We start from the raw sequence: 13,387 nt of genomic DNA, 5'->3' as shown, positions 1-13,387 counted from the left end.
TCGGCCTGTTGTTATGGTTGCTGCTGCCGCTGAGTGCCACTGCGCAAGCCGGTGAGAAGATGGCAATTGTGGAAATTATTGGCTCCGGGCGGGCACCCGTTGCGGCCGAAAACCTGCTGAAGCTGTGCCGGAAATACCAAGTGCCGACCACCGGCGTGTATAGCTGGCAAAACCACTTGGTTGCCTATGGAAAGGCGGCCAGCATTCAGGCGGTGCAAAAGAACCTGGCCGCGGTTTATGCCGGGAGCGAAGTGAAGTTCTACGCCGTGCCTTTCTACAAATTCGATAGGCAGCGCTGCGCCGGTAAAACCACTGCCAAGCAGTGGGACAATATCATTCTTACCGCCAATCTGGTGAAAGACCCTGCCAAGCAGCAGGAATACCTGAACTACCACGACACCCAGTTTCAAAAGTGGCCGGAGGTGGCACAGGGCTTCTGCAACGCCCGCTTTCAGCAGCTGCTGGTGTTTCGGCAGGGGCGGCAACTGATGCTGGTTATCAGCATTCCGCACGGCGAAAGTTTGGATAAGTTGAACCCCAGAACCTCTCTGAATAACCCGCGTGTGGACGACTGGAATGCGCTGATGAAGCAGTACCAGGAAGGCCTGCCCGGCACCAAGCCGGGGGAGGTGTGGGTGTTTCTAAAACCGGTGGCAATGCCAAAAGCCGTACCGGTGCACATCAAATAATACGAAACGTCATGCCGAGCGCAGCCGAGGCATCTCGCGTGCGCAACGCAATTCAATCAGTTCAACGAAGCGAGCGAGATGCCTCGGCTGCGCTCGGCATGACCGGCGGTTTCGGTCATTCAAAACTCAACATTCATAACTCAAAACTCCTTAATGCTTACCCTCGGAATCCTCGGCCTCGGCGAAGGCCGCAGCACCATGTCAGCCGCCCTCAACAGCCCGAAATGGAAGCTTAAAACCATCTGTGACCGCAACGAAGACCTGTGCCGCCACCGTGCCGAAGAATTCAACTTCCCCCACTACACCACGCAGTACCAGGACATGCTCGACGACCCGGAAATCGACGCCGTGGCCATCTACACCCCCGACCACTTGCACGCCGAGCACGTGGCCCAGGCCCTGCGCGCGGGCAAGCACGTGGTGTGCACCAAACCGTTTATCGACGACCTCAGCAAGGCTAACGAGCTATTGGAACTGAGCCGCACCTCAGGGAAAAAGCTGTTCGTCGGCCAAAGCTCCCGCTTTTTCGAGCCCATGAAGCGGCAGCGGGCCGACTACGAGGCCGGCCTCATCGGCGAGCTCATTACCATCGAGGCCTACTACCACGCCGACCACCGTTGGTTTCTGGAAAAAGGCTGGTCCTTAGAAAATGCTTTCAAGTGGCTCTACGGCGGCCTCAGCCACCCGGTGGATTTTATTCGTTGGTACCTGCCCAATATCGAGGAGGTGATGGGCTACGGCATGCTCAGCAGCAACGGCGCCAAGGGCGGCCTCAAGCACCAGGATACCATGCACTTCATCTTCAAGAGCACCGATGGCCGCGTGGCCCGCGTGAGTGGCTGCTACACTGGACCCGTGCAGCCCGTGACGCGCGATTCGGAGATGAGCTGCGTGCTGCGCGGCACCGAAGGCGCCAGCCAGGGCGACTACATGGACCTGCGCTACGCCATCACCGACCGCACCGGGGAGGAGCGCCTCATTACCTGGGAGCACAAGCTCAAGCACTATTTCCGCTTCGAGGGCAAGAGCCACCACGCCGGCGAGTACCAGAACTATCTAGAATATTTCGCCGATTCCATCGAGCAGGATTTCACCGCCTACCCGGACTTGAAAGAAGGCATTGGCACTATTGCGCTGCTGCAGGCCATGGACCGCTCGCTAAGCACCGGCCAGCCGGTGAAGGTGCAGGCGCTGCTGGCGGAGCATGGTATTGTGCTGAGCTAGAACGGCCTAAAAAAGTCCGTCATGCTGAGCAGAGTGCAGCGGAGTCGAAGCATCTCTACCGGGGTAGTAACTCCTGACGCCCGCAACGAAGCGGTAGAGATGCTTCGACTCCGCTACGCTCTGCTCAGCATGACGAATTGTTAAAGCAAGCCCTTTCCAAATTCCCACCCGTCATTCCCACCCACTATGGGCAACAACTTACTCGGCCACCTCACCGCCTGGGACTACGCCATCGTCGCGGCCTACGTCGTGATTCTGGCTGGCATCGGCTATCGGGCCAGTGCTGCTAAGAAAACCGAAGAATCGTTGTTTCTGGCCAATAAGTCGCTGGGATGGGCCAGCATCGGGTTCAATATGTGGGGCACGAACGTGGGGCCGTCGATGCTGCTGGCGTTTGCTTCGATTGGTTACAGCACGGGCATTGTGGCGGTGAATTTTGAGTGGTACGCCTTCGTGTTTCTGTTTTTGCTGGCTGTGGTGTTTGCGCCGCGCTACCTGGCGGCCAACGTGAGCACCATGCCCGGCTTCATGGGCCGGCAGTACGGCGACTCGACGCAAAACATCCTGGCCTGGTACGCGCTGATTAAGATTCTGATTTCGTGGCTGTCGCTAGGGCTGTTTTCGGGTGGGCTGCTGGTGCGGCAGATTCTGGGCATCCCGATGTGGCAGTCGGTAGTGGTGCTGGTGCTGTTTGCGGGCGCGTTCACCTTTGCGGGTGGGCTCAAGGCCATTGCGCGCGTCAACGTGTTTCAGATGCTATTGCTCATTGGCGTGTCGCTCACGCTCACCGTTATTGGCGTGATGAAAGTGGGCGGGCTGAGCGAAGTGTTCCACCGCGTGCCCGGCCACTACTGGAACCTGCTGCAACCGGCCTCCGACCCCAAGTACCCGTGGTACGCCATTCTGCTGGGCTACCCGGTGTCGGCGGTGGCGTTTTTCTGCACCGACCAGGCCATGGTGCAGTCGGTGCTGGGAGCGCGCAGCCTGGAGCAAGGCCAGCTGGGCGTCAACTTCATCGGCTGGCTCAAAATCCTGTCGTTGCCGCTGTTCATTCTGACCGGTGTGCTCTGCTACCTCCTGTTCCCCGACCTGAAAGACCCCAAAGAAGCCTACATGACGATGGTGACCAGCCTGTTTCCGGCCGGTATGAAGGGCCTCGTCATCGTAGTACTCATTGCCGTGCTGGTTGGCACCATCAGTTCCTCGCTCAACGCGCTAAGCACCGTGTTTGCGATGGACGTATATGCCCGCAACATCAACCCCCAGGCCACCGACGCCGATGTGGTGCGGGTGGGGCGGCGCACGGTGCTGGTGGGCTGCGCCTTCGCCGTGCTCATGGCGCTGGCCATCGACTCGGTGAAGGGGCTGAATCTGTTCGACGTGTTTCAGGCGGTGCTGGGCTTCATCGCGCCGCCGCTAGCAGTGGTGTTTCTGCTGTCGGTGTTCTGGGCTCGCACCACGCAGCGCGCTGTCAACGGCATCTTGTCGTGGGGTTCGGCCTTTAGCCTGGGCGTGGGCGTGCTCTACCTCTGGGTGCTCCCGCCCGATACGCACCCCTTCTGGCCGCACTACCTGATGCTGTCGTTCTACATTTTCGCGGCGCTGTTCGGGGCCGCCGTGCTCATCTCCCTCACCGACCCGGCTGGCCAGGCCCGCCGCCAGGCGGTAGACTACGGGGAGTTGGCCCGACCTACGCGGCGCGTGCAGCTGCTGTGGGCCGCGCTGGCCGTGGTGATGGTGGGGCTATACGTGGTGTTCAATGGGCATTAAGGTGTAGCGTGGACTCGCAGAGTCCATGCTACATCACCACGACATCGGCCCTCCGCGATTCCGGCAGCACTTTCAGCACCTGCACCTTCCCATCCTTAACCACTGCTTCCACCGTCGTTTGGTATGGCGCATGCAGCTTGAAGTGCACGTCCCACTGCTTCGGCCAGGCGGGCAATAAATAAATCTTTCGGCCGTCGGTTTGCAGCAGCATTTCCTGCAAGCCAATCATACCCGAGCCGCCCCAGTTGTGGTCGGGCGCCCAGTCGTAGCCCGGCCCCCAGAAGGCAGGGAAGCGGCGGCCGGAGTCCTGCAGCTTCTGCACCGTCAGGGCGGCGGCCTCGTCGGTGAGACCAAGGCGGGCGGCGAAGATGTTGTGCTGCTTCCAGCCCACGTGGGAGCGGAATTTCTGCACGTCGGCATCATAAAGGTAGGTGTTGCGGGCCGTGTCGAGGCCGGCTTTGCCCACGCCGTAGAGGCCCCAGGGAAACACCGGGTAAAGCTGCGGGCTCTCGGTGTTGTTGATGCGCTCCCAGGTTTTGGCCGGCGCGATAGTGGGGTGGCTCTGGCTTTCGCGAAAGCTGATAGCTGGAATGCGGCCCAGCATGGCGGTCCACTTCTGGCGTTGCGCGGGCGTAACGAAGCGCGGCGGCAGGGCCAGTAGCTGCGTGAGAACGGTGCGCAGGCCGGTGATGGTGGCGGTAGAATTGTAGGCCATTTTGTAGGTCTCCGCCCCTGAGCCAGGGTAGAGAACCAGGTGCCCCGCGCCGTCGAGCGCCTTGGCCCCGCGTTGTCGGGCCAGGTACAGGTAATGCTCGTCGAAGAAGGTGAGGCAGCTCTCCACGAAGGGCAGGTAGGCGGCTACATCGTGCCCGGCGTAGCGCTCGGTTTCCAGCATCATCAAACAAAATTCGAGCACGGTGTCCCACTCATATTCCAGCCAGGCGTTGTATTCCATGCCCTTGTCGAAGTCGGCGGGGCGTTTCCAGTTGTATTCGGCGGGATTGGGCAAGCCAAAGTTTTCGAGCTGCTCGGTGAAGCTGGCGCCGCCGTGCTGCCAGTAGGTTTGGCTGCGTAGTTCGGCATTCTTGAGCAGGCGCAGGTAGAAATCAACCTGCGGTTTGAGCAGGTTGAAATCACCGTTTTTCAGCATCGGCCAGTACACGAGGCGCTGGTTTTGGGCCGTGTGCGTACCGCCGCCCCAGTTGCGAAAGTCAGGCGTGAACTTCAGCGTGGAATCCGTCAGCACCGGGTCGTAGGTGAAGAGGCCGCCGTTGAACTTGGTGGGCCACTGGCCGAAGGCGTTGCAGCCCAGCATGTAGCGCATGAGCTGGTAGTTGCGGCCGGCTTGCCATTCGCGCAAGTTTGCGGCTGCTTTATCGGGCTCGATGTGGATAAAGCTGCGCTGCCAGTAGTCGCGCCACCAGGCCACGGTGCGGCGCCGGGCCGTCAACTGGTTCGGCAGGGTGCCGATAAGCCGCTGCAGCTCGGCTTGCCATTGCACCCGGGCGGGCGAGTTAATGGCAAGCAGCCCCAAGTGCCCCTGTTCTGCGGATTCGTAGGCCGTGTGCAGCACCAGCGTGAGCGAATGCTTGCGGGCCGGCACTCGGCTTTTTAGCTGCCAGCCGCGGTAGGGAGTGCGGAGGTACTGCCCGTCGGTGGTGCCGGCCGGAAGCATGTTTTCGCCCCACAACAGGCCGCCAAAAATCAGGTGTTGCAGGGGATTGTAGAGCTGGCCTTTCACTGCCGCCAGGCCCTGCTGCTGCACGGTTACATCGAACACCGTTTGCGGCTGGTTCTGGTGGAAAAACTCCACGGTGTGCCCTTGGAAGCTGATGCTGTCGTGCCGGGTTTTGACCTCGCCTTGCGGCGCCCATTTGTAGGAGTTCTGGTTGTTTTCCTTGCCCTTCAGCACCCGGTCCTGGAAGCGCCAGCTTTCGTAGCTGGCCGTGGCCGCGAGCTGCTCGGTGCTGCTCACTTCCACATGCACCACGGGCCGGAACACATCTACCCAAACGTGAATCTGCGTCGTGGCCTTGCCCGCAGTGCCGGTGAGCGTTACGTCGCCCGTTTGCAGCGCTAGTTGCTGCTTGAAAGCGCCTTTCTCGAATGGATTGGGCGAGAGACGCAGGCGCACGCGCCCTAGCTTCAGCAGCGAATTGTTCTCATCAAACGTGCCGCTGCGGGCAATGTAGAACAACACGTCGCCGTTTTCAGCCCATACGTTCAGGCCAATGTCGCCGCCCCCGCAGGGCATCGATTCGCCGGCGTTTTTGCTGGGGGAGGTCCAGGTGATGTTGTTGGAGGCAAGTTCGGGGCTTTGGGCGCGGGTGAAGAAGGGGAGTAGCAGAAACAGCAGAAGCACTTGCCGCGTCCGATTCGGATGAGACATCAGGCCGTCATGCAGCGCGCAGCGAAGCTTTTTGCGTGCTGATGTAAACGAATTACTGCTCCACGCGAGATGCTTCGCTGCGCGCTGCATGACCGTCAAAGTAGCGCTTGTGGCCTTTCTCATTGCGCCCAATCATCCGTGCGGAACGACGACACCGGCAGCCCTTCGTTGCTGAACAGCGTGGCCTTGGTGAAGTCCTGAAACGCGTAGCGCACCGCCACCGGCGCCTTCACTGCCTCGGCCGAAACGTTGATGACGCTGCCACTGATGCTGGCTTTGGCAGGGTACCATTTCTGGTCGGCGCCGGCTATTTCAAAGCCCGTAAGCTCCTGCCCGAACGTTGTCATACCCATCGGCGAATTTTTGAAACGCACGGCCACCGTGTTGTCTTTCACCGTCATCGACTCGTAGGTGGGAGGCAGGGCGCCGAAGCCTTTGCGGCCGTAGGTCTGGGCCAGGGCCAGCAGGGCCAGGCGCGTGCCTCCGGGCTCCTTGCGCATGGGATGGATGCTGGCCTCCTCGCCCACGTCGAGCAGCACGGCCATCGCGGCGTTAGGAATCTGGTCCTGGGCCTTGCGCTGGGCATCGCGCAGGAAGGCCGAGTTGTACTTGCCGCCTTTGTTCTTGGAGGTGCGGGTGTAGTCGAAGGGTGCAATCTGGGCGTAGTAGAAGGGAAATTCGCCCATGCCCCACTTCGTGCGCCACAGCTTTACCAGCGTGGCCAGCTTGTTGGCATACTCGTCGGGGTTGTCGTAGTTCGATTCGCCCTGGTACCAGATGGCGCCCTTGATGCCGTAGCCTTCAATAGGATGCAGCATGCCGTTGTACAGCGTGGTGGCCGTGCGGCTCACCAGCTTGATGGTGTCGCCCTTGGCCGGCACTTTCACGCCGGCAAACTGCCGCACCGTCTCGGCGTCCATCCACGCCTCGATGAAGGAGCCACTGTAGCTGCAGTGCAGTAGCCCCACCGGCACCCCAAGCTGCTCTTGCAACAGCCGCCCAAAGTAGTAGGCCGTGGCGCTAAAGTTGCTCACCGCCTCGGGCTCGGCTACGCGCCAGGGCGAGGGCTTGCTATTCTCCTGCACCTCCGTCACCGACGAGCGGGGAACGGTGTAGAGCCGCAACTGGTCATTCTTCGAGTGCAGGATGGCCTCGTTCGAGCCCAGCACCGGCTGGCCTTTGAAGCCCTTCATCGGCATTTCCATGTTCGACTGCCCGCCGCAGAGCCACACCTCGCCCACCAGCACGTTCCGGAGCTGCACGGCCGGCCCGTCGCCGCTGATGCCCAGCGTGTAGGGCGTGTAGCTGGCGGCTGGTGTCTTCACTTTCACTTTCCACTTGCCAGTGGCGTCGGCCTGGGCGGTGTATTTCTGCTTGCCCCACGAAGGATTGACGGTGATGGTGCTGCCAGCCTTGGCCCAGCCCCACACGGCGCACTCGGCCTGCTGCTGCAGCACCATGTTGTCGGTGAACAGGGAAGCGAGGCGCAGCTGGGCGTGGCTTAGCAGCGGGAGCAGCAGGGTGAGGCAGAGGAGAGAAAGATGCTTGGTTCTCATGTAAGATTTGGATGGTAACCGGCGGTCATGCAGAGCGCAGCGAAGCATCTCGCGTGCCGCAGTAAACAAACTGTCCTTAATTGAATTAGCATAGCACGCGAGATGCTTCGCTGCGCTCTGCACGACGGCACGTAAAGCAGTCGATTGAGGCTACCTACTCACCGGCAGCCACACCTCCATGTCGTGCAGGCCGCGGTTGCCCCAGGCATAGTAGGGAATTAGCTTAAAGGGAACCGTGGCGGGCTTTTCCTTGGAAATGGGATGGTAGAGCTGGCCCTTCCAGGCCGAGTTGTCGGCGAATTCACTTTGGCCTTCCAGCCACACCACGTCCGAGCCGGCAATGGTGGTGTGGCGGGGCGTGAAGACGGTGTTGGCGTTTACAATCAGGCCGCTGAGGGGCTTGCCGGCGGGCAGGTCGCTGGCTTCGAGGCAGTACACCACCGGGCCGCGGCGCACGGCCACCTGGTTGCGGGTTTCTTCGATTAAAGCGTTGGCTTCAAGGAGCTGCGCAGGCATTGGGAGCTGCAGCTCCACTTTGTCGCCGGTTTTCCAGCGGCGGTTGATTTCGGCGTACTGGCCGGGAGTGAGCTTGGCGGCCACGGGCTGGCCATTCACCAGCAGCGTCGCGCCTTCGCTCCAGCCGGGCACCCGGAAAAACATCGAAAACGGCTTCTTCGGCGCGGTCTGCAGCATCACTTTCACGCTACCGTCCCAGGGGTAATTGGTTTCCTGCGTCAGCTTGAGCGGCGAACCGTCTTTCAGCTTCGTGGTCAGGTTATTGCCACCGTATAGATTGAAAAACAGTCCCTTGTCCGACGTGTTGTACATGTAGTTGTTCACCTCCGAGATGGTGCGCACCACGTTGGGCGGGCAGCAGTTGGACAGACTGATGTAGTCGACCCGCTCCTTCGACCAGCGTTGCGAAAACGGCAGGTCCGTGGAATATGCCAGCGGGTTGGTGTACAGGAAGCGCTGCCCGTCGAGGCTGATGCCGGAAAGCACGCTGTTATAGAGGGCCGTTTCCATCACGTCGGCGTACTTGGCTTCGCCGGTGATTTGCAGCATGCGCCAGTTCCATAGCACGTTGCCGATGTTGGCGCAGGTTTCGCCGTGGGCCGTGAGGTTGGGCAGCTGGTAGTCTCGCCCGTAGGCCTGGTGGATTTTCTGCACCGTGTCGGGCTTGTAGGCCGTGCCGTCGGGCGACACGCCGTCGTAGAGCGCGCCGCAGGCCCCGGTCACGTACATTTTGTGTTGGGTCACGTCGTCCCACATTCTATCCAAGGTGGTGAGCAGCGTCTTGTCGCCGGTTTCGGCGTACACGTCGGCCGCGCCGGCGAAGAGGTAGTTGGCGCGCACGGCGTGGCCGCCGGCCTTTTGCATCTGCCGGAAGGGCAGGCGGTCCTGGTTGTCGTCGGTGCCGATGTCGGCGGCCAGCCCGCGGATGTTGATGAGGCTCTCGGCCAATTCCAGGTAGCGCGGGTCGCGGGTGGTGCGGTACATTTCCACCACGCCCATGTAGTGCGCCGGGCAAATGGCGTTGCGCGCCAGCTCGGGCGAGGCCGTTTTGTAGAAATTATACAGATAATCGGTCGCTTTCTTCGCCGCATTCAGCAGCGTGGTTTTGCCTGTGGCGCGGTAATGCACGCAGCCGGCCGTCATCAGGTGGCCCAGGTTGTAGGTCTCAAAATTCAGCCGATTCTTGAATGCCGCCTTTTGCCCCGGGTTGTTCAGCTCTGCGATGGTGCTCTGGGTGCTTAGGTAGCCATCGGGCCGCTGCACCTTCACCACCAGCGCAATGGCCTCGTCGAGCTGCTGGTCTAGCTTGGGGTCGTGCGTCACGGCGTAGGAGGCCGATAGCGCCTCCAGCAGCTTGAAAAAGTCGCCATCGTGGAAGGGCGGGCCCTTGTGTGCACCTTTCTCCAGGCCCGCCGCAATTTCGAAATTCTTGTAAGCGTGGTTGCGGTCAGAATGGTAGAGCGCCCACATGGTCGGAATCATCGATTTCTGGCACACGTCGAAGCGCTCGGCCCAGAAGCCGTTGGTCCATTGCACGCTGCCCATGTCCACGCTACTGAGCTTGGCGTGGGAGCTGGCGGCGGTGTTGGTTAGGGCTTTTTGCTGCGCCAAAACCGGGCCCGCAAAAGCCATTGCCAGGAGGCCAAGGCCGAGTTTTTGAATAGCTACTCGCATAAAAACTAATCTACTTTGAAGGAGAATGACGGAACGTTGCCGAGGCCAATGGTGACTGGCCCCAGCAGGCCGGCTGGCAAAAGCGGCTTATCGGCGGCAGGCAAGGGGGCCGGGGTCCAGGTAGGGCGCTGGTCAGCAGGCAGGGCCTGGTCGCCGATGAGGCGGTTGGCCCAGGTGTTGGTGACGCTGATTTCTATTTGGTTATTGCCCTTTTTCAGCGCCGGGGTAATGTCGAGGCGGTAGGGTGGCGTCCAGGCAATGCCACAGGGCTGGCCGTTCACGCGCACTTCGGCCAGGTTGGCCACGGTGCCAAGGTCCAGGTAAACCCGGGTTGAAGGCGTGCCGGCCAGCTTGCCTTTCTGCTGCTTGAGCTGCTTCGGGGGCTGCCAGCGGAAGGTCTGGGTGTAAGTGGCCGTGCCGGAGTAATGGCGGATGGTTGCGTCTGAGTGCTGGCTCCAATCCGTGAGCTTGGCGAAGGCTACGGGCCGGGCCGGGCCGCGCATTTTCGAATCGAATTGCACCTGCCAGGGCCCCCCGAGGGTTTGCACCGGCTGCATTGCCAAGGCATTCAAATCGTCGTGCGCGCTGGGCGGTGTTGCAGGTTCTCGGAAAACCACGAAGACGGAGCCATTACGGTCCAGATGCAGCGGCAGCAAAGTGCGGCCGTTTTCAATTTTCCAGTCAGTAGCCGGGCGAATTTCACCGGTCACGGCATCCCATAGCTCCGGCTGCCGCCCGGCTACGCGCAAGCTCAGGTTGATGGTGCGGGCAGAATCGAGCTGGTTGGAAATGAAATAGAGGTCAAACTGCGTGTCGGTGCGGTGCGTCCAGGCAATACCGCGGGCGCGCTGGCCGCTGGTAGTGCTGGCCACTACGTCGCGGGTAAAGCCCAGCGCGTCAAAAGAATCGGCTTGATAAGGCTCCCGCAGCACACGGCCTTTTGCTGCTGAACCCGTCGCCGCTCCGCCCGCTGTCGTAGACGCCGAGGCCGGCGAATTAGTAGTCTGGTTCAGCGTAGCAGTCAATTGTCGAACCTGCTTATCCGCGTTTGGAAAACCTTGCAACCCCGGCGAGTGATTGGGCTGCCGGTTAAGCAACACGGTGGCCCCCTCCTGCACCAGTTCCTCTAGCTTCGTCGCCACCTCGAGCGACATGGCGCTGCTATCCGGGCTCATCTTCAGCGCGCCCGGCACCACCAGCAGGCCGTAGTTGGCCCCGCCCGGCAGCGCAATGCGGCCGTTTTCCACCTTGGCCAGCCGTAGCAGCGCGTCTTTGTTAAAGGAGTCGTAGGCGTAGCCGTGCAGAGGGTCTACCAGCATGTCGGCGGTTTCCATGTTGGCCGAGGCGGATACTTTCTCCGGCTGCTCGCGCATGGGCAGGCCCGCGTTGGCGAGGCGTTTTTGCTCGGCGGCTACGGCTTGCGGGCCCATAATGCCGGGCAGGTCGTTTACCAGCCGATTGGGCAGAATTGCCCGTCGTGGCGTTTCCTCACCCGTGAACACGGCCACATCCACAACAGGGCTACCGAGTTGCAGCAGCGCCTGGCAGCGGCGGGCGTAGTCGACCCAGGCGCGGCCGGGCTTCCACCAGGTTTGGTCGCGCTGGAAAAACAGGCCGATGCCGCTCAGGGTCATGCCCGGCTTGCGGTCGAGCCAGGGGTTGTGCACGAACACGTGGTACACCATCCGGTTGACGCCCAGCGCGTAGTTGCGGTCTTGCAGCGCCTTGAGCATGCCGGGGTGCTCGTCCCAGGCCAGTTTTAGCTCTGTGAAGGCTTCGGCCTGCACGATGTTCTTGCCGTAGATGTGCGCGCCCGACACGGCGTCGAGCATGTCGTTGGGCTTGTCGTGGGTGGGGCTGCGCAGCCAGAATTCGCCCATCGGCACGTCGGCGTGCTGGTAGTGCAGCAGGCCGTCGCTGACCATGGTGGGCGCAATGGCTTCGGCCGAAAACGTGCAGCCTTTGGCGTGCGCCAAGTCGCGTAGCGTCACGTAGAACTTGTCGTTTACTAGCTCTGCAATGGTCTGGCGCACATCGAACAGCACGCGTTCCGACTGGTCGGCGTTGGCCAGGGGCACGCCGGCCATCACGGGCAGCCAGGGCAGCAGGTCGTAGCCGCGCCGCTGCTTGAACTCGGCCGGAAAGTTGGCCGACCAGTTCTGCGAGCCGCACTCCCAACTGTCCACGTGGAAGCCCTTGAGCACCCGCGCCGCCAGCTCCGGCCCGCCCTGCCGCACCGCCTCGCCAAACCACTTATCAAACTGCATACTCACCGCAGCGGGGTTGAACTTGTCGCATTCCAGCCCGCGCCCGCCGCCGCCGGTGGTGTTGACTTGGCCGGTGCTGGTGTGGCCCATGCGCAGGATGGTCCAGCGGCCGGGCGGCGCGGTCCAGGTCAGGCGGCCGTTGGCGTCGAGCTTGTCAGTGAGGTTGATGACTTTGCCCAGCGGTACGCACTGCGCGTCGGGCAACTGGACGGGCGTGCTGCGCTCACTCACGCGCCACACGTCGCCGTTCTTGCCCTCAAATTGATGAATGCGTGCCTCGCTAGAAAGCTGGATTTCCGAAACTTTCAGACTTTGCTTCCACTTGGCCGCGTCGAGGTCCTCAGCGCCCGGCTCCGAACCGGCGGGGTCGTACAGGAAGCGAAAAAATCGGGCCGTAGTGGCGGGCAGCGCGTGCGTCACGGCGCTGCTGTCCTGCCAGCCGCTGCGAGGCGGCTGCAGGCGCGTCACGGGCCGGAACGTGCGGCCATCGTCGCTTACTTCCACGCGTAGGCGGTTGGCCTGGTAGTTATAGCCGTTAGAGCGGATGCGGATGCTGCGGCAGGTGAACGGCTGTTCGAATGCGTATTGAATCCAGCCGGTTTCGCTGGTTTTGAAGCCTTTTTTGTTGCCGGGCGTGGCCAGCAGCTCCAGATTCTCGCCGGTCAGGCTGCTGGTTATTTGCGGCTTCACGGTGGCGGTGGAAACGCCGCTGCCAGTGGGCGTGGGGTAGGCGTACACCGCCACGTCGCGGTAGTAGCCCTGCGTCCGGGGCGGCTGGGGCAGCGTCAGGCTCAGCTTTTTGCCGCCCATCACCTGTGTTTGAGCCGACACCACGTGCTGCATCGACAGCTCCGGCGTAATCCACGGCCCGCCTGCCAGCGCGAAGCCGTCGCTGACGTGCATGGCGAGCTTCAAGCCTAGCCGGTCGGCTTCCTGCATGGAGTGCTTCACCATGGCCCACCACTGCGGCGAAAGCTGCCGGGCCGGCGGCGAAACGGCCGGCGGATTCTCCACGTCCTTTATGGGCATCAGATACGCCCCGCCAATGCCGGCTTCCTTCATGGCCTCCAAGTCGGCGGTAATGCCTGCCGGGGTCACGGCGCCATTCATCCAGTACCAGAACACCCACGGCCGCGCGGCTTCGGGCGGGTTTTTGAAGGCGGATTCTAAATCAAGTGCTTGCTGGGCGCGCACCGAGGCCGGCAGCAGGCCGAGCGTCGGCAGCGCGAGCAACAGGAGGGCCTTGGGAAGCAAGCGGGTTTTCATTCGTGTTATCAGTTGAGCTGTAGTTTTTTGACTGTT

At 61.7% G+C, this 13,387-nt stretch carries 7 protein-coding genes; 3 read left to right on the top strand and 4 right to left on the bottom strand.

Features of this window, described 5'->3' with window-relative positions:
- Positions 1 to 8: 8 nt before the first annotated feature.
- The 3 genes from I2I01_RS05375 to I2I01_RS05365 all read left to right on the top strand — a co-directional run bounded on the left by I2I01_RS05375 (position 9) and on the right by I2I01_RS05365 (position 3,683).
- Entirely contained in the window at positions 9 to 689 is a 681-nt protein-coding gene (locus I2I01_RS05375) for an L-rhamnose mutarotase (RefSeq protein ID WP_211537824.1), read from the top strand.
- Positions 690 to 842: 153 nt separating this feature from the next.
- Positions 843 to 1,913, top strand: coding sequence for a Gfo/Idh/MocA family protein (locus I2I01_RS05370; RefSeq protein ID WP_196285374.1), 1,071 nt, complete (start codon positions 843 to 845; stop codon positions 1,911 to 1,913).
- A gap of 186 nt (positions 1,914 to 2,099) precedes the next feature.
- Positions 2,100 to 3,683 (top strand): sodium:solute symporter family transporter, encoded by a 1,584-nt coding sequence (locus I2I01_RS05365; protein ID WP_196285373.1) that lies wholly within the window; start codon positions 2,100 to 2,102, stop codon positions 3,681 to 3,683.
- Positions 3,684 to 3,711: 28 nt separating this feature from the next.
- Here the strand turns inward: I2I01_RS05365 and I2I01_RS05360 are convergent, their stop codons facing one another.
- The 4 genes from I2I01_RS05360 to I2I01_RS05345 form a co-directional block, all read right to left on the bottom strand.
- Positions 3,712 to 6,045, bottom strand: coding sequence for a DUF5703 domain-containing protein (locus I2I01_RS05360; protein ID WP_211537823.1), 2,334 nt, complete (start codon positions 6,043 to 6,045; stop codon positions 3,712 to 3,714).
- A 146-nt stretch (positions 6,046 to 6,191) separates the two neighbouring features.
- Entirely contained in the window at positions 6,192 to 7,628 is a 1,437-nt protein-coding gene (locus I2I01_RS05355) for a sialate O-acetylesterase (RefSeq protein ID WP_196285371.1), read from the bottom strand.
- A 150-nt stretch (positions 7,629 to 7,778) separates the two neighbouring features.
- Positions 7,779 to 9,755, bottom strand: coding sequence for an aceric acid hydrolase (locus tag I2I01_RS05350; RefSeq protein ID WP_211537822.1), 1,977 nt, complete (start codon positions 9,753 to 9,755; stop codon positions 7,779 to 7,781).
- Between the two features lie 68 nt (positions 9,756 to 9,823).
- Positions 9,824 to 13,351, bottom strand: a complete 3,528-nt coding sequence (locus I2I01_RS05345) for a glycosyl hydrolase (protein ID WP_196285369.1) — start codon at positions 13,349 to 13,351, stop codon at positions 9,824 to 9,826.
- Positions 13,352 to 13,387 lie beyond the last annotated feature (36 nt).

The organism is Hymenobacter properus, assembly GCF_015694735.1.
Classification (GTDB): domain Bacteria; phylum Bacteroidota; class Bacteroidia; order Cytophagales; family Hymenobacteraceae; genus Hymenobacter; species Hymenobacter properus.
The sequence above is the reverse complement of the archived record's forward strand: the minus strand, read 5'-3'. Positions and strand labels throughout refer to the sequence as shown.

Excerpts from the sequence above, each read along its gene's own strand:
- I2I01_RS05370 (WP_196285374.1), top strand. The coding sequence starts at position 843 with ATGCTTACCCTCGGAATCCTCGGCCTCGGCGAAGGCCGCAGCACCATG.
- I2I01_RS05365 (WP_196285373.1), top strand. The coding sequence starts at position 2,100 with ATGGGCAACAACTTACTCGGCCACCTCACCGCCTGGGACTACGCCATC.
- I2I01_RS05355 (WP_196285371.1), bottom strand. The coding sequence starts at position 7,628 with ATGAGAACCAAGCATCTTTCTCTCCTCTGCCTCACCCTGCTGCTCCCG.
- I2I01_RS05345 (WP_196285369.1), bottom strand. The coding sequence starts at position 13,351 with ATGAAAACCCGCTTGCTTCCCAAGGCCCTCCTGTTGCTCGCGCTGCCG.